This is a genomic window from Myxococcales bacterium, from assembly GCA_016720545.1.
GTDB lineage: Bacteria > Myxococcota_A > Polyangia > Polyangiales > Polyangiaceae > JAAFHV01.
Map to the genome: position 1 here is coordinate 25,683 of JADKKK010000035.1, position 22,495 is coordinate 48,177.

Annotated in this window: 21 protein-coding genes; 5 read left to right on the forward strand and 16 right to left on the reverse strand. The window is 72.9% G+C overall.

The features are described 5' to 3' along the window. Positions 1-106: 106 nt before the first annotated feature. Positions 107-1,411 carry a cytochrome P450 gene (locus IPQ09_28745; protein MBL0198134.1) on the reverse strand — a complete coding sequence of 435 codons (1,305 nt, stop codon included), beginning with the start codon at positions 1,409-1,411 and terminating at the stop codon, positions 107-109. Positions 1,412-1,558: 147 nt separating this feature from the next. Here IPQ09_28745 and IPQ09_28750 point away from each other — a divergent pair, with 147 nt between their 5' ends. After that, positions 1,559-2,296 carry a class I SAM-dependent methyltransferase gene (locus IPQ09_28750; protein ID MBL0198135.1) on the forward strand — a complete coding sequence of 246 codons (738 nt, stop codon included), beginning with the start codon at positions 1,559-1,561 and terminating at the stop codon, positions 2,294-2,296. A 15-nt stretch (positions 2,297-2,311) separates the two neighbouring features. On the opposite strand, the gene IPQ09_28755 is transcribed toward IPQ09_28750, so the two are convergent. From IPQ09_28755 to IPQ09_28770, 4 genes are all read right to left on the reverse strand, one after another. Further along, the gene (locus IPQ09_28755; GenBank protein ID MBL0198136.1) at positions 2,312-2,635 is read right to left on the reverse strand and encodes a hypothetical protein; all 324 of its coding nucleotides are present in this window, start codon (positions 2,633-2,635) and stop codon (positions 2,312-2,314) included. Between the two features lie 91 nt (positions 2,636-2,726). After that, entirely contained in the window at positions 2,727-3,713 is a 987-nt protein-coding gene (locus IPQ09_28760) for a formylglycine-generating enzyme family protein (protein MBL0198137.1), read from the reverse strand. Between the two features lie 354 nt (positions 3,714-4,067). Then, positions 4,068-4,535: a hypothetical protein gene (locus IPQ09_28765; protein ID MBL0198138.1), complete on the reverse strand. Its 468-nt coding sequence runs from the start codon at positions 4,533-4,535 to the stop codon at positions 4,068-4,070. 7 nt (positions 4,536-4,542) lie between these two features. Then, entirely contained in the window at positions 4,543-5,454 is a 912-nt protein-coding gene (locus IPQ09_28770; protein MBL0198139.1) for a hypothetical protein, read from the reverse strand. Between the two features lie 234 nt (positions 5,455-5,688). On the opposite strand from IPQ09_28770, the gene IPQ09_28775 reads away from it, so the two are divergent. Continuing rightward, positions 5,689-6,087, forward strand: a complete 399-nt coding sequence (locus IPQ09_28775) for a hypothetical protein (protein ID MBL0198140.1) — start codon at positions 5,689-5,691, stop codon at positions 6,085-6,087. A gap of 41 nt (positions 6,088-6,128) precedes the next feature. On the opposite strand, the gene IPQ09_28780 is transcribed toward IPQ09_28775, so the two are convergent. From IPQ09_28780 to IPQ09_28805, 6 genes are all read right to left on the reverse strand, one after another. Beyond that, a complete protein-coding gene (locus tag IPQ09_28780; protein ID MBL0198141.1) occupies positions 6,129-7,472 on the reverse strand; it encodes an FAD-binding protein in 1,344 nt (447 codons plus the stop codon). A gap of 96 nt (positions 7,473-7,568) precedes the next feature. Further along, the gene (locus tag IPQ09_28785; GenBank protein ID MBL0198142.1) at positions 7,569-8,516 is read right to left on the reverse strand and encodes a biotin--[acetyl-CoA-carboxylase] ligase; all 948 of its coding nucleotides are present in this window, start codon (positions 8,514-8,516) and stop codon (positions 7,569-7,571) included. A 17-nt stretch (positions 8,517-8,533) separates the two neighbouring features. Next, positions 8,534-9,391, reverse strand: a complete 858-nt coding sequence (nadC, locus tag IPQ09_28790) for a carboxylating nicotinate-nucleotide diphosphorylase (GenBank protein ID MBL0198143.1) — start codon at positions 9,389-9,391, stop codon at positions 8,534-8,536. A 120-nt stretch (positions 9,392-9,511) separates the two neighbouring features. Beyond that, complete coding sequence (locus tag IPQ09_28795) at positions 9,512-10,165, reverse strand: HAD family hydrolase (GenBank protein MBL0198144.1); 654 nt, start codon at positions 10,163-10,165, stop codon at positions 9,512-9,514. Between the two features lie 36 nt (positions 10,166-10,201). Continuing rightward, on the reverse strand, positions 10,202-10,912 hold the full coding sequence (locus IPQ09_28800) for a CPBP family intramembrane metalloprotease (GenBank protein MBL0198145.1): 711 nt from the start codon (positions 10,910-10,912) through the stop codon (positions 10,202-10,204). A 169-nt stretch (positions 10,913-11,081) separates the two neighbouring features. Continuing rightward, positions 11,082-13,664: a serine/threonine protein kinase gene (locus IPQ09_28805; GenBank protein MBL0198146.1), complete on the reverse strand. Its 2,583-nt coding sequence runs from the start codon at positions 13,662-13,664 to the stop codon at positions 11,082-11,084. Positions 13,665-13,844: 180 nt separating this feature from the next. Here IPQ09_28805 and IPQ09_28810 point away from each other — a divergent pair, with 180 nt between their 5' ends. After that, positions 13,845-14,486, forward strand: coding sequence for a HAMP domain-containing histidine kinase (locus IPQ09_28810; protein ID MBL0198147.1), 642 nt, complete (start codon positions 13,845-13,847; stop codon positions 14,484-14,486). A 36-nt stretch (positions 14,487-14,522) separates the two neighbouring features. Here IPQ09_28810 and IPQ09_28815 read toward each other — a convergent pair whose 3' ends face one another. The 4 genes from IPQ09_28815 to IPQ09_28830 form a co-directional block, all read right to left on the reverse strand. Then, positions 14,523-15,587 carry a hypothetical protein gene (locus IPQ09_28815; GenBank protein MBL0198148.1) on the reverse strand — a complete coding sequence of 355 codons (1,065 nt, stop codon included), beginning with the start codon at positions 15,585-15,587 and terminating at the stop codon, positions 14,523-14,525. Positions 15,588-15,708: 121 nt separating this feature from the next. Further along, positions 15,709-17,112 (reverse strand): aldehyde dehydrogenase family protein, encoded by a 1,404-nt coding sequence (locus IPQ09_28820; GenBank protein ID MBL0198149.1) that lies wholly within the window; start codon positions 17,110-17,112, stop codon positions 15,709-15,711. Positions 17,113-17,278: 166 nt separating this feature from the next. Continuing rightward, positions 17,279-18,697, reverse strand: coding sequence for a DUF1565 domain-containing protein (locus IPQ09_28825; protein MBL0198150.1), 1,419 nt, complete (start codon positions 18,695-18,697; stop codon positions 17,279-17,281). Then, entirely contained in the window at positions 18,697-19,776 is a 1,080-nt protein-coding gene (locus IPQ09_28830; protein MBL0198151.1) for a hypothetical protein, read from the reverse strand. The genes IPQ09_28825 and IPQ09_28830 overlap by 1 nt, the downstream gene beginning before the upstream one ends. Positions 19,777-19,947: 171 nt before the next feature. On the opposite strand from IPQ09_28830, the gene IPQ09_28835 reads away from it, so the two are divergent. Next, positions 19,948-20,832 carry an SPFH domain-containing protein gene (locus IPQ09_28835; GenBank protein MBL0198152.1) on the forward strand — a complete coding sequence of 295 codons (885 nt, stop codon included), beginning with the start codon at positions 19,948-19,950 and terminating at the stop codon, positions 20,830-20,832. A gap of 1 nt (position 20,833) precedes the next feature. Continuing rightward, positions 20,834-21,016, forward strand: a complete 183-nt coding sequence (locus tag IPQ09_28840; GenBank protein MBL0198153.1) for a hypothetical protein — start codon at positions 20,834-20,836, stop codon at positions 21,014-21,016. A 42-nt stretch (positions 21,017-21,058) separates the two neighbouring features. Here the strand turns inward: IPQ09_28840 and IPQ09_28845 are convergent, their stop codons facing one another. Beyond that, positions 21,059-22,363, reverse strand: coding sequence for a DUF362 domain-containing protein (locus tag IPQ09_28845; protein MBL0198154.1), 1,305 nt, complete (start codon positions 22,361-22,363; stop codon positions 21,059-21,061). Positions 22,364-22,495: the final 132 nt, after the last annotated feature.

The window sequence follows — 22,495 nt, forward strand, 5'->3', positions numbered from 1 at the left end:
TTCTTCGACAACCCTCCGAGCACGGCGTCGATCCGCCCTCGAACGCCACTCCTCGAGCATACCGCGGCTCGTGGGTTCGGCGCAGCTTCGCGCTCGACGCCGATCGTCAGCCGCGCTTCGTGAAGCGCACGCGGAGGCCTCCGAGGGGCAGCGGGCCCACGCCCCCTGCCCCGGGGGTCAGGTCTTGCTCCGGCAGGGTGAGATCGCGGCCGCGGAGCAGCGACGCCACGAACAGCGGGAGCACGAGGTCGACGAACGACTCCCCCGGGCACCTGTGCCCCTCCGGCGGGCCGCCGCCCTGCGGCACGTAGGCGTTCTCGGGGAGCTTCCCCACGGCGTCGTCCGTGAGCCGCTCGGGCTCGAACGCGGCCGGATCGCGGAAGGTGTTGGCGTGCTGGAGCGTGGGCCACAGAGCGCCCACGCCCTTCCAGCCCTTGGGGATGGCGTGCCCGTCGAGCTCGAGATCGCGGAGCGCCACGCCAAAGAACGTGCTCGGCGCGATGGGGTAAGCCCGCCGCACCTCGCGGCACACCGCGGCGAGATAGCGCATGCCCATGAGGTCGCCGTACGAGGGCTCGGCGGGGAGCGCGTCGACCTCGGCGCGCACCTTCGCGGTGACCTCGGGGCGCTGGGCGAGCACGACGACGAGCCACGCGAGCGCGCCGCTGATGCCCGCGTGCGCGGCGAAGAAGAAGTGGAGCAGCTCCATCTCGAGCTCGCGGTCGGTGAGCGCCTCGCCCCCGGGCCCGCGCGCGGCCTTGAGGACCGCGAGCGCGGTGCCCGCACCGTCGCGGGTGCTGACGGCCTCGTGGATGTAGGCGCGCAGCTTGTCACGCGCTTTCAGCGCCTTCCCGTAGACCGTGAACGGCAGGTTGATGGGCGGCGCGAAGGCGCCTTGAACCACGCGCGAGAACTCGGCGGCCATGGCCGCGTCGGACAGCTCTGGCGGCGCGCCCGCGAACAGGCGGTTCGCCACGTCGAACGCGAGCTGCTCGAGCACCGGGTTGAGGCGCGTCTCGGCGTCGAGCGCGAGCGCCGAGGTCGCGCGAGCCACCAGCGCTTGCAGACCGGGCACATAGCCGGCGAGCGCGCCCTTGGTGAACGCCTGGAGCAAGAGGCGCTTGCGCGTGCGGTGGACGTCGCCGTCGATGAACGGGACGGCGTCGTGCCCGAGCAGCTCTTGCAGGTGCGGCGGCGAGCCCTTCTCGCGGGTGAAGTTCGCCGGGTCGAGGAAGAACGTGAGCGCGCGAGGGCCTGAGAAGAAGACCACGTTCGAGCCGAGGATGCGGGTCTTCCACACCTCGCCGTGCTGCTGCGTACGGGAGGACTGGAACGTGAACGGGTCTTCGAGGAAAGCGAGCGCCTCGCCGACGAACGGGAGCCCAAGAGAACCGGGGGGTTGGGTCGCCATCGGGCCGCTACGCGCGACCGGCGCCGGCGGATCGGGGAAAAAGGGGAAAGGGAAAGGGGGAGAGGGGAGACGGACGCGCGCGCTTCGGGCCGATTTTGCGCGGCGGGTCCCCGCCGGGCGGGTACGCTCCCGCGCGGAGGTCTCTCCTTGCCCACCGCCGCCTCGACCCACCCCATCGACAACTGGCGCGACTTCTGGAGCGCCCCGGTGGCCCACGAGTTTCAGACCGAGGAGAGCTGGCGGCTCAACGCCGAGCTGTTCGTGGAGCGGTCGCACGCTATCCTGGACTACCGGCCCGACGACATCCTCCTCGACGTGGGCAGCGGGCCGGGCGTGACCGCCGACCTCTTGCGCCGACGGGTCGCCGAGGTTCATTGCGCCGAGGTCTCGCGCACCTTCGTGGAGGCGGCGCGCGCGCGCTTCGTGGACGTCCCGAACGTGGTGCTGCACGAGCTAGGTGCAGATTACACCGATCTCGCGTTCCTCGCGCCACGTCGCTTCTCGCTCGTGCTCTGCAACAACGTCGTGCAGTACTACCGCAGCGTCGAGGAGGTGGAGCGCCTCATCCTCTCGGTGAAGGCGATCGCCGCGCCCGGCGCCCGGCTCCTCATCGGGGAGATCCTCACCGACTCCGGGGTCGCGGTGCGCTACTTCCGCGACAGCCTGCGCGCCGCTCGCAGGGAGCGGTACCTCGGCCTCTTGGTGTCGGGATTCCTCCAGCTCGCCAAGATTCGCTACATGAAATACCGCAACGCGTTCCGCACGTTGGAGCTGCCCGTCACCGAGCTCCAAGGCATCGTGCGCCGCCTCGGTCTCCGCGCCGAGATCCTCGACACGCAGCTCTCCTTCTTCCCGCACCGCGTGCACCTGCTCGTGCACTTCTGAGCGGCGGCAGCGCCGTCAGCGCGTCGGCGCGTAGAGCTCGTCGAGCGGCGGCACCGCGAAGCGCCGGCGGAGGTCGGCGAGGGGCACCGCGAAGTCCTCCCGGAAGTCCCAGTCGCGCGACAGATCGCAGCTCACCCGCGCCCCGCGGCGGTGGTGCGCCATGTAGCTCCGCGGATCGATCTGGCCCGCGATGCCCTTCGAGAACGGCGAGATGCGGAGGCCTACCTGGAACTGCAGCACCGAGGTGAACACCCAGAAGAACGGGTCCTCCTTGCGGAAGCCCGCCATGAAGGCGACGACCTCCGCCTCGCCCGCGGGCGTGACCGGATAACCGCCCACGACGTGGATCGCCGCACGCTCTTCATCACGGCGCGCACGGGGCTCTACCAGGTGCGCGTCAACGTGCCCGGGCCTCCGTGAGCGGCGCCCGCTACTTCGCGTCGCGGCCGGCATCGCGAGGCGCCCCAGACTTCTTCCACGCGGCCACCGAGACGGCGCAGCGCAGGCCCTGGTGGTTCGTGGCGGAGTCGGGGCTCGTCTTCATGCGGGCCGACGGTCGGTAGGAGGCGCAGTAGGTGTCGCTGCAGAGGAACGAGCCGCCGCGAATGACGCGCTTCGGCGTGTGAGGCTCGTCGGGATCCAGGCTGTCGGCGGGGCCCGCGGGGTTGGCGACGACCCCTTTGCGCGCGTCGGTCGCGTAGCTGTCACCTCGGTACCAATCGGAGCACCACTCCCACACGTTGCCAGCCATGTCGTACAGGCCGAAGCCGTTCGCCGGGAAGCTGCCCACCGGCGCGGTGGTCTCGAAGCCGTCCTCGCGGGTGTTGTCGTAGGGGAACGCGCCTTGCCAGATGTTCGCCTGCGCGGCCTTCGGCGCGAACGGGGCGCTGCCCCACGTGTACTTCGTGCCCTCGAGCCCGCCGCGCGCCGCGCGCTCCCACTCGGCTTCGGTGGGGAGCCTGCGCCCCGCCCAGGCGCAGTAAGCGCTCGCGTCGTCCCACGAGACCTGCACCACCGGGAGGTAGTCGCGCCCCTCGATCGTGTCGGTCGGGCCGGAGGGGTGTCGCCAGTCGGCGCCCTGCACATAGTCCCACCACCGCGACCAGTCGGCGCCCGGGCCGAGGGGGACGGGCCCCGCGGTCTTCTTGAAGACGAGCGACGACGGGCGCAGCTTCTCCGGGGACGGCGGCGGTGTGCCCGGGGGGAGCTGTCGCATGATGTCCACGAGCTTCGCGGGCTTCTCGGCGGTGGTCCGGTAGCCGGTCGCGGCGACGAACGCCGCGAACTGCGCGTTCGTGACCTCGACCATGTCAATGTAGAATGCATCGAGTCGCACGCGGTGGACGGGGCGCTCCCAGGCGAGCCCGTCGCCGACCACGTCGCCCATCGCCAGCTCGCCCGCGGGGATGGCCACCATGCCGGGCGGGCCGTCACCCTCGCGCTCGCCGAAGCGCGGCGGGGGCTTGTCGCAGCACGCGCGCGCCCCCCCCTCGCTCGGCGCGGCCGCGGATGAGGAGGCCGCCGGGGTCGCGTCGACCGTCGACGCTGGGAGCGTGTCGGGGGCGGGCGCCGGACGCGCGCCTCGCCGCAGCCACAGGCCGCCGGCGAGGATCAGCGCGAGCGCGCCAAGACCGAGCTCCGTGGAGTAGCGGCGGGCCGTCGACGGCAGCTGTTCCTTGGGCACCCCTCACTCCTACCAGCTCCCGCCCGTGATCGCCTCGGGTGCTCGATCCCCTTCGACGCGGCGGGCGAGACGACCCGCGGCGGGCGATCAGCGCGCCTTGCAGCGCATGACGCAGGCGAGACGCGCCGCGCACGAGGGGTCGCCGCCGCAGTCACGCGCCTTCGCGCAGCACGAGCGCGCGAGGCAGCGATCGCGCGCGACCACGCCGTAGCTGATCTTGCCCGGGCCGATCGCGTCGCAGGCCGCCACGGTGGGATCCTCCATGGGCGGATCGCCGTAGCAGGAGTCCATCATGCAGTCGTCGAGCGCCGTGAAGCGCTCGTCGCTAGTCCCGGTGACCGGCGCGCAGGCGACCACGCAGGCCTCTTCCGGCTCGTGGGCGCGCTGGGGCGTCGTGGCCTGCTGCGGCGCGACGAGCTCGCCCGACGAGAGCGAGGGAGGCGCGTCTTCCTTCTTGCAGCCCGCGGCGAGCGCGAGCGCGAACGCGACGAGGACGAGCCCAAGGGGCCCGAGGTCGGTGGAGCGGCGAGACGTGCGGGACGTGGAGCTCAGCATGGCGACCTCAGTTGCACGCCGGGACGTTGTTCTGCATTACGGCCGCGCGGCTCGGTCCGGACGAGGCGCACGATTGCCCCGACGCGCACTGGTAGCCGAGGGCGATCTGCTGGCCCTTGCACTGGTAGGCGCTGTAGGTGGCGAGCTCGCTGCAGTACCAGCCGTCGGCCCTGCCGGCGCAGCTGTCCTTCTGCACCACGTCGGGGCGCGCGTCCGCCGCGTCGGCGCGCGCGTCCGCCGCGTCGGGCCGCGCGTCCGCCGCGTCGGCGCCGCCGTCTCTCCTGGCGCTGCAGCGCGCGCCTCCGGCGTCGGTCCCGCCGTCGCTCCCGGCGTCGGGCGCCGTCGCCGTGACCGGGATGAAGACCGTCGGCGCGCCGCAGTCGGTGGGGATCTTGCCGCAGAAATCGCTGCAAGCGCGCCCGCCATCGTCGACCACGACCTCGATGTGGCCGTGCTTCGCGCTGTAGCCACACTGCCCGCGCGCCCACACGATGATGGAGCCCTTGGGCGGCCGCTCGTCCTTGCCGAGGGCCACCTCCTTGAAGCCGAGGGCGGCCAGGTCGTTCGGGTTGTTGCGGGCCCAGTTGGAGAACTGGTACGCGCTCGCGCCGTAGGTGGTGCTGTAGAGGCTCTGAGGGACCGCGCGCCCGGTCGCGGCGGCGATGTGGTCCTTCACGTACGAGTAGCAGCGGTGCTGGCTGCTGTGGCCGTCGCGCTTCAGGCCGGCCTTCGCGAGCTTGTCGGCGAAGGTGCTGTCGTAGCCCTCGCACTCGAGCTGCTCGGCCGTGAGGGCCTCGCTCGCCTCCCCCATCTCGGAGCCAGTGGCCGCGTCGCCCGACTCGGCGAAGCAGCCCATCGCAGCGAGCGCCGTGGGGACCACCACCGCGAGCGTCCAGGCGAAGGGGCGACGGAGCGACATGTCTCTGTCTTGTGCATCCTGCATGCCATGACACGCGGGGCTTCATCGGGTCTTCGCAGCCTGGAAAAATGCAGCGTCGCGGCCTGTGGTTCGCGCGACCACGGATCCAGCGGTGCCCATGGCGGGTTCGCCGCTGATCCAAGGGGTCAGTGAAGGCGTTCGTAAGCCACTTACCCACATTTACACACCTGACCCTCTCGCCGTGAGGGGCCGTTGGCGTGCTACAGCTCGCGCATGCTCCCGAGCGCTTCCACTTCGTTTGCGGCCGGGCTCGCCCTCGCCCTCGCGGCGCGCCTCGCGACGCTGACGGCGTGCGACGGGATCACGACCACGTCGCCCGAGTCGCCCAGCGCCGTGGACTCAGGCCTCTACGACTGCGCCAAGTTCGCGGGCTACAAGAAGCTCTGCCCCAACGATCCCACGCCCTCGCAGTCGCCGCAGGCCGTGTGCCTCGACCGCACGCGCCACGCCAAGTGCGGCGAGCTCGGCGCGAAGGTCATGGCGTGCCTCTGGGGCCTTCAGTCGCGGAAGGACCTGTGCGGCGCCGACGGCGTCACGATCGCCGGGAAGGTCTCGGACGCGTGCGGCGCGGCCGACAACAACGACGCCGACTGCCGCGCGCGGAACCCGTGAGCGAAGCTCGAGGCACGGCGCTCGCTCGCTCGCTCGGTGATTCAGGGCGGGAGCACGCGCTGTAGGAACGGGCTCTCGAACACGCGGTCCGGATCGAGCTCGGCCCGGAGCGCCTGGAGCTCCGCGAGGCGCGGGTAGAGCGGCGCGAGCTCCTCCGCGTCGTGGCCGACACGCGCCAGCTCCTTGCCCCAGTGGGGACGCGCCGGCAGCTCGCGCATGACGCGCCAGAACGCGGCGAACGTCTCGTCGATGCCGGGGACCCCTCCCGCATATACGCCAACCTGGCACGTGTCGGCGCCGTGGGCGGGGCTGAGCCACGCGTCGTCGGCAGGCACGAAGCGCAGCTCGACGGGCATGTTCACGTGATGCGCGCGGCCGAGCAGCAGCGGGACGAGGCGCTCGAACGCTTCGCTCGCGCGCGCGAGGGGCACGGCGGCCTCGGTCTCGCGGTGCACGAAGGGCATGGGCGTCGAGAGCGCCAGCGCGCTCGGCGCGACGCGCGGGCCGTGCGTGAGCGTGGGCCCCACGAGCCAGTTCACCGCCGGCACGAGCCGCGGCGCGCGGCCCTCGAGGGCGACGACCGCGGGGAACACGTGGGCGTGGACGAGGTGATCCTCGACCCAGCGGACCCGCGCCGGCCACGGCGAAGAGGGCAGGCGCGTGCGCTCGTAGCGGTAGACGTACGCGTGGCGGGCGTGGGGGAGCCACCAGACCTTCACGTACTCGGCGCTGCGCGCGATGGCCTCGAGACCGCGCACGGCGGCCGACACGGGCACGCGCTCGACGGTGCAGAGGAGCTGGAACGCAGGCTCGACGCGCACGGTGAGCTCGGTGACCACGCCGAGCGCGCCGAGGCTCACGCGAGCGCCCAAGAGGCGCGGATCGGGCTCGGCGAGCGTCGTGAGCTCGCCGCGCCCGTCGACGAGCTTCATGGCCCGCACGAGGCTCGCGAGGTTGCCGTGCACGAGGCTCGAGCCGTGTGTGCCCGTGGCGGTCGCGCCCGCGAGCGACTGGGCCGCGATTGAGCCGACGATGGGGAGCGCGTAGCCGCGCGCGGCGAGGGCCGCGTTGAGGTCGCGGAGGCGCGTGCCGGCGCGCACGGTGGCGAGCCCACGCTCGGGGTCCAGCGACACGAGGCCCGCGAGGCGATCGAGCGACACGGCCACGTCGTTGGGGGCGGCGACCTCCGACCACGAGTGGCCCGCGCCGACGACGCGGAGCCGCCCTCCCCGCTCGCGGGCCTCGGCGACGAGCCCCGCGACCTCGTCCTCCGACGTGGGCTCACGCCACGACGAGGGCCTCGTGCTCACCGTGCCGGCCCAGTTCAGGAAACGATCGTCGGCGGTGCGCGGCGGGCGCGGGGGGAGGCCAGAGGGGGCGGGCACGGTCTCTCTTGGGTAGACGGGCCCACCTGCCGTGGCAAGCCCGGGCGTCTCCTCGCCGGCGCGCCCGCGCGCGTCTCCGCTCGAGCCCCCGCGAGATCAGCGCGAGCCGCTCGACCCGAGGTGCACCTCGCCCGACGACACCCTCCGGAGCACGCCGTCGTCGCCGCGCACGAGGAGCTTGCCCTCGAGGTCGATGCCCTCGCAGGTCCCCTCCCAGGTTGGGCAGGCGCTTGGGTAGGGGTAGGCGGTTGGGCCTTCGGCGAGGACGCGCTGGCCGCGCAGGGCGTCCGCCGCGGTGAGCCGCGCGTGCACCAGCCCGAGGCCCCGCTCCGCCACGAAGGCGACGTCGCGGTGGAGCCCCTCGAGCACGTCGACGAGCACGGCGGCGCGCGAGAGCTCCTCGGCCGGCGCGCCGGCGGCGCGAAGGAGCGCGAGGCTCGTGGCCGTGCTCCCGAGCTCGCCCGGGAAGCTGCGCGTGTGCACGTTGAGGCCCACGCCCACGATGAGCGCGTCGACCTTCGCGCGCGCGCCCGAGCCCGTGATCTGGGACTCGAGCAACACGCCGGCGAGCTTCCGCCACCGGGGGCGGGCGCCGTCCGTCGCCCCAGCGAGCGCGTCGCCCTCGAGCGCGACCACGTCGTTGGGCCACTTCACCCGGAGCCGGCCGGCGGCGTCCCCCACGGCCTTGGCGGCCGCGTCGCGGACGGCGAGCCCGACCACCAAGGACAGCTCGGGGAGGCGCGCCAGAGGCATGGCGCCGCCTGGCCGTAAAAGCACGGAAAACAACAGGTTTTCGCCACGCGGAGAGCTCCACACGCGCCCCTGCCGACCACGCCCGGCCGTCTGCGACTCGGCGAGCCACACCGAGCCGTGGGGCGCCCCGTCGCGGGCCGCGCTCTTCGCGAGGTCGTTCGTGGAGCCCGCCTCGGCCTCGACGTGCAGGGGGAGGCCGAGCGACAGGCCGCGCTCCCGCACGAGGGCCTCGACGTCGCGAAGATCGGGGGCGCGCGGCGAAGCGCCAGGGCGCGCGAGCGGCGAGCGCACGAGGCCGTCGCGCGCGTTCACGACGGCTCGAAGTCGAGGCCCACGTCGGCGGCGGGCGCCGAGTGCGTGAGCGCCCCGACGCTGATCGCGTCGACCCCCAAGGCCGACAGCGCCGCCACCCGCGAGAGCGTGATGCCGCCCGAGACCTCGACGAGCACGCTCGGGGCGACAGCGCGCACCCGCGCCACCGCCTCCGCGCAGAGGTCGTTGTTCATGTTGTCGAGGAGCACGATGTCCACGCCCGCCTCGAGGGCCTCCGAGAGCTGCACGAGCCCGTCGACCTCGCACTCGATCTTGCATGTGTGCGAGGCGTAAGCGCGCGCGCGGGCGATCGCGTTGCCCACGCCGCCCGCGGCGATGACGTGGTTGTCCTTGATGAGGATCGCCGAGCCGAGATCGTCGCGGTGGTTCTTCCCGCCGCCGGCGCGCACGGCGTGGCGCTCGAGCACGCGGAGCCCGGGCGTCGTCTTGCGCGTGTCGGTGATGCGCGTCCTCGCCCCGGGGGTGAGGGCCCGCACGTACTGGTGGGTGATCGTGGCGGTGCCGATCATGCGCTGCACGAGGTTCAAGGCCGTGCGCTCGGCCATGAGGATCGAGCGCGCGGAGCCCCGCACGGTCCACAGCTTCGCCCCCGCGCCGAGCAGCGCGCCGTCGGGCGCGTGGATCGCGAAGTCGAGCGAGTCGTCCACGCGCGAGAACACCCTCGCGGCGACCTGCGCGCCGCAGGCGATCACCACGCCCCGCGCGACGGCGTGCGCGACGGCGCGCGCACCCGGCTCGATGCAGGCGTCGGTGGTGACGTCGCCCCCGGAGAGGTCTTCGGCGAGGGCGCGGTCGATGAGCGGATCGACGAGGAGAGCGGGGAAAGAGAGCATGCGCACTCCATAGCACCGTCGGCGACCGCGCTCACCCCGGCGCGGACGCCGCCGCACCCGCGAGGCCATGGGCTCGCGGGCGGCGCGAGACGCGCGAGACGCGGGCTCCGTCCGGCGCGCTCACCACCGCTCGACGCGCCAGCCGCGGGCGCGGGCGACCCGGCGGAGGCGGAAGTCGGGGTTCACGCACACGGGCTCCGCCACCCGCTCGAGGAGGGGCAGGTCGGTGTACGAGTCGCTGTAGAACGTGGCCTCCGACAGCGAGAAGCCCTGCGCCTTCGAGAGGCTTCGGATGCGCGTGATTTTGCCCTCGGCGTAGCAGAGGGGCGGCACGAAGCGACCGGTGAAGCGCCCGTCGCCGTCCACCTCGAGCTCGCTCGTCACGAGGTGGGGGATGCCGAGGGCCCGCGCGACGGGTCGCGTGGCATAGAGCGAGGCGCCGGTGACCACGGCGAGCACGTCGCCCTTCGCGCGGTGCAGCTCGACGGCGCGGCGGGCCTCGTCGCAGACGTGCCGCTCGACGTGCGAGCGGTACCAGTCGTCGCAGCGCGACGCGAGCACGGTCTCCGGGGTGCCGCGGAGCCGCAGCAGGGCGCGCGCGGCGACCTCGGGGGCGTCGATGACCCCGGCCGTGTACTGGAGCACCCAGTAGAACACCTGGAGGGCGTCCCTCACCGTGGCCTCGCCCAGCTCGCGCTGATACTTGACGTAGAGGCTGGCGGTCTCCTTGCGCACGAGCGTGCGGTCGAGGTCGAAGAGCGCGGCGCGCGGCATGACGGATCTCTTACCAGAACGCCGCGCCAGGGCCCCTCAGTAGAGGCCGTAGCCCTTCCCGAGCACCTCGGAGAACACGTTGCACATCGCGTGAAACAGGCACGAGGCGCCGACGCCGCGCGTGCGCGCGCGGAGCCACCCGAAGAGGAGCGAGGGGAAGAACACGGCGAGCCGCGCGGGCGAGTGGACGGTGGCGAGGTGCCCGAGCGCGAAGAGCGCGCTCGTGACGAGCACGCCAGCGCCGACCTCCGCCCCGAGGATGCGAATACGCGGCCCGAGGGCGCTGTCGAGGCGGGACTGCAAATAGCCACGGTAAAATGCCTCTTCGGGGAGCGCGATGATCACGAGCTGCCCAAAGGCCTCGTTCGCGAACCCCGCTCGCGAGAAGCCGAACTGGAACGATCCGGTGACCTGGGCGTGCCAGTAGCGCCGCCACCCGAAGTAGAACGGGACGAAGACCACCAAGGCCGTGAGCGACGCCCACAGCGCGGCCGAGACGAGGCTCGTCGCGACGCGCCGCGCCGGCAGCGGACCCGGCAGCACCAGGCCGCCGAGCGAGAGCCCGGAGGCCTCGACGAACGCGTCATCGCGCCGCCACGCGAACAGCCATGTCGCCGCGAGGAAGAGGAAGCCCACCACCGTGGCCACGAAGCGCTCGGGGACGAAGCGCGCCGCGGCAGTGACCGCGCCGGTCGTCACCGCGGTGACGGCGAGGGCCTCCGCGACGACGCGGAGGCGCGACGGCACCGGCGATGGGGGCGACGGGGGCGACGCCGGCGATGGGGACGATGTCAGCGATGGAGGCGACGGCCGCGGGGCCGGCGGAGGCGCGCTCAAGGCCGCCCCGTCGTGACCTGGCGAACCTGGCGAACCTGGCGGGCTGGAGAGCGCGGGCGACGGGGGGGGCGCGCGGCCGTCAGGGGCACGAGAGCCGCGCGACATAGGCCTCTTTCACCATCGCGCCTGCGGCCCCGGGCTCCGAGTCTTCCCACGCGACCCACAGCTCGCCCTTCTGAGAGCCCTGCGCCACCGAGGGGTGCGGGTGGTCGCCGCTGATGTGGCCGAACGCGGTCACGGGGCCGAGGCCGTCGCGGCTCACGGCCGCGAGGCGGACCCGCCCGCCCTCGAAGTAGACCAGATAGACCTCGCCCTGCTTCGTGGAGAGGAGCGTGGGGCGGCCCCCCTTCGGCGCGAACTGCTTTCGCCAGATGAGCGAGCCCTTTTCGACGTCGAGGCGCGCGAGCGACGCCCCCGTCGTCTCGCCGTGCCACGCCACGAAGCACCCCTCGCTCCCGCAGGCGGCGGTGGGCACGTCGGCCGAAGCGCGGTCCTCGTTCACGAGGTGCGGCGCGCCGAGCTCGCGATCGACGCGCTTGGGCGCTTTCTCCGCGGGCAGGTCTTCGAGCCCCTTCACGAGCTCTGGGCCGTCGAGCGGAAGGCGCATTCGGTAGATCAGGTGTTTGCCCTCGCGATCGAGGCGGTAGGCGACGAGGAGGGCGTTGGCGCCGACCGCGAGCGCGGGGTAACGGACCGCAGGCCCCGGTCGGCCCTTCACGGGCGGCACGTAGTCGGTGAGGCGCAGCTCGGGGCTCGAGGTCTCGAGCTCGGGCGTGAGGCGGCGGACGAAGAGGTCTTCGCCTTCCTTGTCGCGATCGTCCTGCCAGACGACGAAGTACCCGCCGGTAGGGATACGCGTGATCGCAGGCCAGAAGAGGCCCGGGCGTGGCGAACCGACGAGCACGCTGCCCCCGGCGATGCTGGCGTCGCGGTCCAGGGTGCGGACTCGTACGCCCGCCTCGCGCCCCCTTTGATCCCAGTAGAGGAGCACGAACTTGTCTTCCGCCGGCAGGAGCGACGGGCGCATGACGCTCGCGGCCTCGGGGGTCAGGTCGCGTACGGTCGAGGTGCTCCGACCCGACGCGTCCACGATGACCGAGTACACGTGCTCGCGCCCGGCCTGCTCGTGGTCGTCGGTCCACGCGACGACGGCGCCCTTGCCTGCGCCCGCCACGGTGGGGCGCCCCTCGTTGCCGCCGAGGCCGGTGCGCGGTCGGCCGAGGCCCGTGAGCGCGCAGGGCCCGGTGGGCGCGACCCGCGTCTGCTCGACGAACGCACGGGTCGCCGGCACGCTGGTGGTGCGGTCGAGCGCCTCCTTGAACTTCTTCTGCGCCTCGGGGAAGTCGCGCTCCGCGAGGAGCTTCTGGGCGTCGTGGATGTAAAACGCCCAGCTCGGCTGGTCGGGGGCCGGTGGCGCGCCGGCGTCGGGCGGGGCCGACGGCGCCACGGTGGCGGTGGAGGCCACGGTCTGGACGATGACCTGAGGCTTCAGGTAGCGCGCCCACACGAAGGCGGCGAGCGAGACGGAGGCGACGACGAGCGCGCCCGAGGTGGCCATGCGGACGGCGGACGAGCCCCTGGAGCGAGCCGCAGGCGGCGTGGTGAGCGACGCCGTGGTGGGGGCGGGCGGCGTCTGCGGCTGGGAGGGGTCCTGCGACGAGACATCACGCAAGGGGTCGAGCGGCAGCGCGCTGACGTGCGGCCCGGACGAAGGCGGACCGTCGGCGCGGGCGAACGTGGGGAGCGCCCCGGCCGACATGCGTGGAATCGACGGCGTGTCGCCGAAGACGAGCACGAGCGCGTCGGAGAGCTCCTTGGCCGACTGGTACCGGTCGGCCGGATCCCGGGCGAGGCAGCACTTGAACCACTCGTCGAACGCGAGCGGCAGATCCGTGCGGATGCGCGAGGGCGTGGGGATGGGCCCGGTGGCGATCGCCGCGAAGGTCATCGCGACGCCCTGGTCCATGTTCCACACCGGGCGCCCGAGCAGGCACTCGTACGCCATGCAGCCGAGCGCCCAGAGGTCGGAGCGATGATCGACGGTGCCCTGCCCCTTGACCTGCTCCGGCGACATGTACGCCGGTGTACCGAACACTGCGCCCTCGCGCGTGAGGCGCTTGGTCTTCTCGTCTGGGTTCACCGGCGCGTAGAACTTGGCGAGCCCGAAGTCGAGGAGCTTCACGAGCTCTTCGCCGTTCTCGTCGGTCGTGAGGAAGATGTTCTCCGGCTTGAGATCGCGGTGGACGATGCCCGCGGCGTGCGCCTTCGCGAGCCCCTTCGCGCAGTGCACGATGACCCGGAGCGTGGTGTCGATGTCGATGATGCGCACGCGCGCCATGCGGTCGTAGAGCGACTCGCCGTCGAGCATCTCCATCGCGATGAACGGGCGGCCATCCTCCAGGCGGCCCGAGTCGTAGACGTCGACGATGTGCGGGCTGCGCACGCTCGCCGCCGCGCGCGCCTCGCGGAAGAAGCGCTCGATCACGACGTTCGACGCGGCGAGCTCGGCCGCGAGCACCTTCAGCGCGACCTTCTTGCCGAGCGAGAGCTGCTCGGCCTCGTAGACGGCCGCCATGCCTCCGCGACCCACCTCGCGAATGACGCGGTACTTTCCGAGGAGCAGGGCTCCGTCGGCGATCTTCGACTCGGGCTGATCGGCCATCTCTCGCGTTCCCGTGTGGGCGGGATGGCCCCGAGGATACCGACTTTTCCCGAAAGAAGAACGTCGTAACGTGCGCATGGCCAAGAAAAAAGCCCGCTTCGTCGTGCGCACGGCGCGGGCGGCCGCGCGCGAGGCTTGCACATCAGCGGGTCCTGACCCACGCTCGCCCACGGAGGCCCGATGGAGACCGGCGATCGACTCACGCTCCTTGGCGAGATTGCGGGGGAGATCGCCCACGAGCTGCGCAACTCGCTCCAGGTCATCACGGCGAGCGCGTACGTCGGCCAGAACGCGCCGGAGCGCGCCCCCGCCCAGCTCGCGCGGATCGCGCGCACCGCGGCCGACGCTCAGCGTCTCATCGACGACATGCTCGAGCTCGTCCGTGGCGACCGTGCCCCGCGGGAGGTGGTCGACCTCCACGTGCCCATCCTCGCGGCGCGCGAACACCTCGCGCCGGCGGCCGCGACGTTCGTCGACGAGCTCCCGGCAGACGCGCGCTTCTCGCTCCACCCGCGGCTGTTCGCGCGCGTGCTCGGTGCGCTGTTCGACAACGCCATCGCCGTCAGCGCGCGTCCCCCTACGATCGTCACGCGAGCGCGCCGAGACGGGGAAGCTCTCGTGGTCGAGGTCGAAGACGACGGCCCCGGCGTGAACGAGGCGATCGCCCCGCGCATCTTCGACGCGCTCGTGACCGGGCGCGCCGGCGGCACCGGGCTCGGCCTCGCGCTCGCGCGACGCATCACAGCCGCGCATGGGGGCTCGCTCGAGCTGCTCACGCGGGCCCCGCAGGGGGCTCTCTTCCGCGTCGTGCTCCCCGCGTGAGGCGCCGCCCCCGGCGCTCGCGTTGCTCTCCCTCGCCTACGGCGCGGTGTAGCCCGAGATCTTCGGGAGGAGGTAGCCGGTCCAGTCGTCGCTGTTGCCATCGTGGCCGCCCGCAAGCTCTCGGAATTGCACGGGGAACCCTGCGCCCTGGAGCTTGGTGCGGTCGGCCCGGATGGTCGCGATGGCGAACTGGTTGTCCGAGGTGCGGGCCGTGATCGCGACGTTGAGCTTCCAGCCGGCGGCCGCGAGCGTGGCGTCGGTGTTGGCGCCGAACGTGGACTGGAGGCTCGAGTTCTCGATGAGCAGCCCCGCGAACTTCCGCGCGTTTCGCATGGCCGTGGTGTACGCCATGAGCCCGCCGGACGAGTAGCCCGCCATCGTGACCTTCTTCTGGTGGACGTAGAAGCAGGTGCGGACGTCGTCGAGCACGGCGAGCACCTTCGCCTCGTCGGCGGCGGTGTTCCAGCACTGGCCGTCGCGGCCCGCGCCGACCGACACGGCGATGTGCGCCTGGGTCGCGCGGATCGCGTACGGAGCCATCGCCCAGGTCGCGAAGTTCTTGGCGTTGTCGCCACAGCCGTGGGTGCCCAGCACCATGGGGTAGGGCGTGGTGGCGACGTAGGTGGGCGGGAGGCGCACCCAGTAGTCGACGCCACCGGTCAGGGTCACCATGCGGAAGAAGCCGTCCGCGTCTTTGCTGTAAGCGCAGTTTCGCGTCGGCCGGGGGCCGGGACCGCCCACGGGGGGCGTGCCGGTGTCTGGCCGGCCCGCGTCGACAGGGGGCTTGCCCGAGTCGACCGGAGGGGTGCCCGCGTCGGGGTCTGGCGGATCCGGAGGATCGGGGGGATCGACGGAAGCGTCGGAGCCGCCGCCGTCGAGAGACGGAACGGCCGTGCCGCCCGGTGGGGGCGTGCCGGTGCCCGGGGGCAGGCCCGGCGGCATGCCTGGGATCGATCCGGTGGATGCGCCTTCGGTGGGCGCGCCGGGAGCCGGCTCGCCCTCGTCGGTCGCCGCGTCGCCGCAGGCGCCGACGGCGGTCACGGCCAGGAAGAGCGCACCGGCGCGGGCCGCGCCGACCCAGGTCATGGAAGCGGTTCGCACGCCCCTGGTTCTAGCCTATGGGGGCGATGGCGCAAGCCCTTGATTCTTGTAGGGATCCGCTCACAGCGGAACGCTCGAGCCCCGGACCGAGGGCCGCCTGAACGCAGGCGATGCTCGAGGGCTACAACGCCAGGCGGAAGTGCAGGGCCTTCGGCCGCGTGAGGCCGTCGAACCCGAGGGCGCTCAACGTGGCGCCGCGCCCCGAGTCTCTCGTGCCGCTCCACGGCAGGGCGGGATCGAGGGAGTCGCACCGGTTCATGTACACCGTGCCGAACGACAGCTCGCTGGCGAGGCGCTCGGCGCGCGCGAGATCGGTCGTCCACACGCTCGCGGTGAGCCCCAGCGCGCTGTCGTTCATGCGCGCGAGGGCCTCGTCGTCGGAGGCCACCTTGGCGATGGGGAGGATCGGACCGAACGACTCGCGCCGGAAGAGGTCGGCGTCGTGGGGTACGTCGCGGAGGAGCGCGGGCTGGAAAAACCGTCCCTTTCCAGCGACTTGCACCCCGACTCCGCCGGCGATGAGCCCCGCGCCGCGGGTCGTCGCGTCGGCCACGAACGCCTCGAGCTCGGCGACGTGCCAGGGCTGGGCGATCGGGCCCATGGAGGTGGCGGCGTCTTCGGGATCGCCGAGCACGTAGGCCCGCACGAGCGGCTCGCACGCCGCCACGAACGCGTCGTAGACCGACTCGTGGACGTACACACGCTCCACGGCGCAGCAGCTCTGCCCGGCGTTGTACATCGCGCCGTCCACGATCTGCTCGGCCACCTTCGCGACGTCGACGTCGGCCGCGACGTAGGCCGGATCGTTCCCGCCGAGCTCGAGGCCCACGTGAAGGAAGCGCTCGCTCGCCGCGCGCTGGATGCGATGTCCGCCGAACACCGAGCCGGTGAAGAGCACCTGATCGACCCGCGGGTCGCCGACGATGCGCTCGCTGGTGGGGTGATCGCAGTCGAGGGACTGCACGAGCCCGAGGGGCGCGCCGGCCTTCGCGAAGGCTCGCGCGAACGCCGGGCCCGTGAGCGGCGTGCGCGGCGAGTGCTTCACGACGACCGCGTTGCCCGCGAGCACCGCGGGGAAGAGCGCGTTCACCGCCGTGAGCAGCGGATAGTTCCACGCCGGCAAGTCGAAGACCACGCCGAGCGGCTCGCGGCGGATGCGGCGGACGAAGTTGTCTTTGGCGGGGAGCTCGATGTCGGCCAGGCACTCGCCGGCGATCGCCATCATGTGCCGCGCCCGACCGAGCATGCCGTCGAGCTCTCCGCGCGCCTGCGAGAGCGGCTTGCCCATGGTCCGTGTGATGTCTCGCGCGATGGCCTCCTTGTCGGCGAGCATGGCCTCGCAGGCCCGCTCGCAGAGCGCAACGCGCTCACCCACGGCGACGCGGCGAAAGTCGCGCGCGGCCGCCCGCGAAGCGTCGAGCACGGCGTCGACCTCGGCGGGCCCGGCGAGCGGGACTTCGCAAGCAACTTCAAGGGTATAGGGGTTATCGACGCGGAGCGTGGAGGGGGTCGTGGTCGCGGCCATGAGGCGCGAGGGTACCACGCGCGAGGGCCCTGGCGAGGCGCGCGCAGCCACACGCGCCGGGGTCGGGACCGGTCGGGGCGCCGGCTTCGGGACCGGGCGCGCTCCGAGTCGAGCGGCCGTGTCCGAGCCACACGTCACGGCGCCGCGCGGCCGCGGAGCCGCGTGTCTACGGCGCCTTGAGCACGTCGACGTTGACGCCCGCGACGCCGACCCCCGTGACGCCCGCGCCGCCCAGCGCGGGCGCGTTCGAGGGCGCCCTGACGACGGTCGTGGTGCCAACGAAGCGCGGCTCGGTGCCGGTCCACGCGACCCCCACGGAGGCGCCCCCTGCGCCGCCTCCGCCGAGGCCCCCGGTCCCGCCACGCCCGCCGGAAGCGCCGAGACAGGCGGTGCCGGTCGTCAGGGCCGGGCTGCCGGGCTGGCCTTCCTGCGCGGCGGTGGCCCCTGCGCCGCCCGCGCCGGGCGCGCCCGCCCTGAGGGCGCACGTGTCGAGCGTGACCTCCGACGCGTACACCACGAGCGCGGCGCTGGAGCCGCCCGCGCCGCCGCCGCCGCCGCCCGCGCCACCGCAGCCGCCCGCGCCGCCGCCGCCGCCCGACGGGGTGGGGTCGCCCGTGGTGTAGCCGCCGCCACCGCCGCCGCCACCCGGTGCGCCGGGGGAGCCTGGGCGACCGGCCGTGCCCTGCCACCCCGCCGCCGTGACCTCGCCCACGCTGAGCGCGCTGCCGCCGTTCGGACCGAGCGCGCCGTCGCCGCCGCTCTGCGCGAGACTCCCGCAGTTAGCGCTCGCGGCGCTCCCGCTGGTGCCCGCGCTTGGTCTCGGGAGGCCGTCGCCGCCGGCGGCCCCGGCGCTCGCGCCGCCCTGACCGCCCTGGCTGTTCGCGCCGCCGGGGCAGGCGCCGCTCTCCCCACGGCCCGGGACCGAGGCGGCCACGGGCTCCGGAAACGTGTAGGACGCGAGCACCCCATCGGCCCCGGGAGCTGCGTCCTTCGCGTCGATGGAGAGGCGCACGAGGTTCACGCTCTTCGCGTCCGCCACGACCACGCCGAAGCTGCCCGGAGCGCCGACCGCGCCAGGCGCGGCCTGAATCTCGAGGTCGGTGAGCCGCACGTTCGACGCGCGGAGGACGCGCACCGCGTAGTCCGGCTTGGTGCCCTTCAGCTTGGTGGGGCCACCGCCGCGATCGAACGTGCAGGTCACCTTGCCGTAGAGCTCGACGGGGCTCGTGAGCTCGACGCTCTCGGTGTACTCGCCCTCGCACAGCACGATCCGCGGCTTGCCGGAGGCGAGCGCCTTCGCCAGGGTCTTGAACGGCGCGCCCCTCGTGCCCGGCGCTGAGTCGTCGCCCCTGGGCGACACGAACGCGCCGAAGCCGTCGACGAGGCACTTCTCGGCGTTCTTCGCGGGCTCGGTGGGCGTGTCACAGCCGGGGGGGACGGTCGCGACGTCGGTCGCCGCGTCGGCCGCTTCAGCGCAGAAGCCGTATTCACAGAAGCTCGACGGGAACGAAGCGCAGCCGCCGAAGGCGGCGAGCCCGATCGCGACGAGCCCCACGGCCAGTGCGGCCCGAGCGGAGCGCGTCATCAGTACGCCCCCAAGAGGGCGACGCCCGGCGCGGCGCCGAACACGGGCACCAGCGTCGGCGTCGGCGTCGGCGTCGAGCGCGTGGCCGCCTGGCGCTCACGCCACGGCGTCGTCACGAGCGCCACCACCACCGCGCCGAGCAGAGCCGCGCCCCCGACGCCGTACGCGATGTAGGAGCCCGTCCGGAGACCCTTCCCCGAGTCGTAGACGCTCTGCAGATCGGCGCACTCGGCCCCCGTCGGCCCGCAGGTGCCCGCCCGAGTGGCGCGCGCCGCTTCGAGGTTCGACGCTTTCCCGCTGGACGCGAGCGCGAGGCCGCCGCCCACACCGAGCCCGACGACTCCCAGACCGCCGAGCACGCCCGGAACGAGCCAGCTGCCACGCTCGGCGGGCGCCGCGGGTGGAGGGGTGGGTTGCGGCGAGGCGGGTTGGCCGACGACGGGCGGCGGGGCGGGACTCGGCTCGTCGACGACGAGCTTGGCGGTCGCGACCTGACCCGGGCGCACGGCCACGCTCACCGAGACGGTGCCGGCCGAGAAGGTGCGCTCCCCGACCTTCAGGTCCACGGGGCCGGGAAAGGGCGCGACGCCGAGCAGGTGCCCGTCGACCTCGACGCGAGCGCCCGTCGGAGCCTCGATGACGACGCGCCCCGTGACCTGCTCGAGCTCTCGAAAGATGCCGTCGTGGACCGTCTGCGCCGTCGCGGGATCCGCGTCTTTCGCGGCCAAGAACGCGCGGCAATGCTTGATGGCCTCGTCCTCGAGCTTCATCTGCTGCTCGACGACACAGAGGTTGAGGAGCGTCTTGGCCATAGGGCGCGCCGAGGCCGCCTGCAGCAGCTTGATGCGCGCGGCCTCGAACTCGCCCTTCTTGCCGAGCGCGGTGCCCTCCGCGTGCCTGTCGTCGGCCTCGTCGGCGCGGGCGACCCCGCCGGAGACGAGCGACGTCGCGACGACCGCGAGCGCGAGCGCGCGCGCGCGACGACCGCGTCCGGGCCCCGGAGCTGGACCTGGACCTGGACCACGGCGAGGCGACACGACGCGAGGGCGGGGAGCGGCAGGCATGGCAGCGGCAGGCATGGCAGCGGCAGTGTACCGACTCGCCTGAGAGGGTTGAACAAAAGCGGTCTCCCGAGCCCCGCACGCCCATGAGCGGCGCGCCGAGACGGCGCAAGCGCGCGACTGAAGCGGTGGCGCAAATCGGTCTCGCGACGGCTTGACGAGCTTTCAAAGTGATATCACTGTGAAAGCATGAAAACTCAGCCCTTCAAGGAGAAGATCCTCGACACCGCTCCCGGCGGGCCCATGCTCGCCGCGCTGCTCGGCACCATGCTGGGCTTGCCGGTGGTGCTCGGCGCGGTCAACGCCATCCGCGGGCAGGAGGCCGTCGGCGCGATGGTCGTGCTCGTCGAGGTCGCGTGCATCGTCGCGCTCTCGGGTCTCTTCGTGGTGAACCCGAACGAGGGGCGCGTAATCCAGCTCTTCGGGCGGTACGTAGGCACCGCCCGCGAGCCAGGCCTGCGCTGGGCGAATCCGTTCTTCTCGAAGCGCGCGGTCTCCCTGCGTCTCCGCAGCTTCGAGAGCGCGAAGCTCAAGGTGAACGACCTCGACGGCAACCCCATCGAGATCGCCGCCATCATCGCCTGGAAGGTCATCGACACCGCGGAGGCATGCTTCCAGGTCGACGACTACCAGGCCTTCGTCGCCGTGCAGGCAGAGTCGGCCGTGCGCAACCTCGCGACGAGCTACTCGTACGACGCGCACGACGCCGGGAAGCCGTCGCTCCGCAGCCACACCGAGACCATCGCGGTCGAGCTGAAGCGAGAGCTCGACGCGCGCCTCGTGACGGCCGGCGTCGAGATCGTCGAGGCGCGCATCAGCCACCTCGCGTACGCACCGGAGATCGCGCAGGCGATGCTCCAGCGGCAGCAGGCCGGCGCGATCATCGCGGCGCGCGCGCTCATCGTGGAGGGCGCGGTGGGCATGGTGGAGATGGCGCTGGCCAAGCTCGCCGAACGGCAGGTCGTCTCGCTCGACGACGAGCGAAAAGCCCAGATGGTGTCCAACTTGCTCGTCGTCCTCTGCGGCGAGCGAGCCACACAGCCGGTCGTGAACACCGGCACCCTCTACTCCTGACGTGGCCGAGCGGAAGGCGTTCCTGCTCCGCGTCGACCCGGCGGTGCTCGAGGCGCTCCAGCGGTGGGCGAACGACGATCTGCGCAGCCTCAACGGGCAGATCGAGTTCGTCCTCCGCGGGGCCCTCGCCGCGGCCGGACGCGCACCGCGGGCGGGACCCAAGAGGCCACCCCCGAAAGAGTGACCACGGGCGCTCGACGGCGCGTTCGTGCTCGAAGCGACGATGCTATGTGGGGCCGCAGGGGCCCGGGCTGAGCAGGACCTTGCGGTGGGTGATGCGCGCGAGATCGGAGATCCCGAGGCCCGCCGCGCCCGCGGTGAGCACGTGCTGCGGCTGCCGCTCGTTGTACGCCTCGGCGCCGCCCGGGTTCGTGAGCGCGATGCCCGTGTTCGCGAGCGCGGGGAGCCCGACCTTCGCGCGCTGCTCGTCGAGCAGCTTCCACCCGACACGGTCGAGCGCGACGGGGTCGGTCGCGAAGAAGAGCGACGCGTGGACGAACGTACGGAAGGTCGCGCCGTCGGGCGCGGGGCCACCCTCGAAGCACGCGATGAGCGCGTCCGCGATGTGGAGCACCACCTTCGACCGGAGGGCGGGGATCGACGCTACCGCCGGGACGAAGTCCTTCGTCCAGTTGTCGGGCGCGGAGTGCGTGCGGGAGACGTTGTTCACGCAGCCGTACGTCATGTTCTTCAGCGCGCAGGTGATGCCGGCCGACGCGTGGTCCTTCAGGGCGGGCACGTTGATGATCTTCGTGACCTCCCGGCTCACGACGTCGCACAGGTGCGAGCGTCGCTTGACGGGGTTCGCCGCGTCGTCGCCGGGGGAGACCCGCGGCAGATCGACGAAGACGCCCGTGTCGTAGCCGGCGGTGCCGGTCTGGTCGAGCGCATACGCGGGCGACGCCGCCGCGAAGCGCACCCCGGCGGGGAGCGCCGCCGCGTACCCGCACGCGTCGAGGTAGTCGCGGTAGCGGTCGAACACGACGATCTTGTCGGGCGTGACGCCCGCGAGGCCGAGGCCGCGCACGATCTCCGCGACGGTCGCGACCTGACTGAACACCTTCGGGTACCCGACCGGGCTCACCTTGATGCCGACGACGTCGCCGGGCGCGAACAGCGCCTTCCACGCGGCGTCCTCGGTCGCGCGCCCCGTGAGCTCGGTCATGCCGCGGGCCATGATGGCGCGGACCGGCCCGGCCTGCACCACCGCCCCCGCCACAGCGCCGCAGTGCGTGATCTCGACGACCACGCCCGGGCCGCCCACGACGGGCGTCCCCGCGTCGGGTGAGCTTGCGTCGCCCGCGTCCGGGGGCGTCGCGTCCGCGGGCGTCGCGTCCGGGGGCGTCGCGTCCGCCGTCGCGGCGTCAGGTGGCGGCAGGGGCGTCGTTCCGGTGGTCGGTGGCGTGGGTCCGGGGGCTGCGTCGGCGCCCGCGACCGGATCGGGAGAGCTGCACGCGGCAGCCAGCGGGACCGCCAAAGCGAGCCCTCCGATCAGCACGTCCCGTCGCGACAGGTCTTTGCCGTTCGCCATGATCCCTCCTCGGTGCGCCCGCGAAGGACACTCAGGGCGCAGCTCAGCAGCATCGCACGGCCATGTACGAGAGCAAGCGAAACGAGCGCGGTGCTCCGGAGCTCTGCGGCGACGCCCGCCCGCCCACCGCCT

Excerpts from the sequence above, each read along its gene's own strand:
- IPQ09_28745 (MBL0198134.1), bottom strand. The coding sequence starts at position 1,411 with ATGGCGACCCAACCCCCCGGTTCTCTTGGGCTCCCGTTCGTCGGCGAG.
- IPQ09_28760 (MBL0198137.1), bottom strand. The coding sequence starts at position 3,713 with ATGGTGGCCATCCCCGCGGGCGAGCTGGCGATGGGCGACGTGGTCGGC.
- IPQ09_28765 (MBL0198138.1), bottom strand. The coding sequence starts at position 4,535 with ATGCTGAGCTCCACGTCCCGCACGTCTCGCCGCTCCACCGACCTCGGG.
- IPQ09_28770 (MBL0198139.1), bottom strand. The coding sequence starts at position 5,454 with ATGTCGCTCCGTCGCCCCTTCGCCTGGACGCTCGCGGTGGTGGTCCCC.
- IPQ09_28775 (MBL0198140.1), top strand. The coding sequence starts at position 5,689 with ATGCTCCCGAGCGCTTCCACTTCGTTTGCGGCCGGGCTCGCCCTCGCC.
- nadC (MBL0198143.1), bottom strand. The coding sequence starts at position 9,391 with ATGCTCTCTTTCCCCGCTCTCCTCGTCGATCCGCTCATCGACCGCGCC.
- IPQ09_28795 (MBL0198144.1), bottom strand. The coding sequence starts at position 10,165 with ATGCCGCGCGCCGCGCTCTTCGACCTCGACCGCACGCTCGTGCGCAAG.
- IPQ09_28805 (MBL0198146.1), bottom strand. The coding sequence starts at position 13,664 with ATGGCCGATCAGCCCGAGTCGAAGATCGCCGACGGAGCCCTGCTCCTC.
- IPQ09_28810 (MBL0198147.1), top strand. The coding sequence starts at position 13,845 with ATGGAGACCGGCGATCGACTCACGCTCCTTGGCGAGATTGCGGGGGAG.
- IPQ09_28820 (MBL0198149.1), bottom strand. The coding sequence starts at position 17,112 with ATGGCCGCGACCACGACCCCCTCCACGCTCCGCGTCGATAACCCCTAT.
- IPQ09_28825 (MBL0198150.1), bottom strand. The coding sequence starts at position 18,697 with ATGACGCGCTCCGCTCGGGCCGCACTGGCCGTGGGGCTCGTCGCGATC.
- IPQ09_28830 (MBL0198151.1), bottom strand. The coding sequence starts at position 19,776 with ATGCCTGCCGCTGCCATGCCTGCCGCTCCCCGCCCTCGCGTCGTGTCG.
- IPQ09_28835 (MBL0198152.1), top strand. The coding sequence starts at position 19,948 with ATGAAAACTCAGCCCTTCAAGGAGAAGATCCTCGACACCGCTCCCGGC.
- IPQ09_28845 (MBL0198154.1), bottom strand. The coding sequence starts at position 22,363 with ATGGCGAACGGCAAAGACCTGTCGCGACGGGACGTGCTGATCGGAGGG.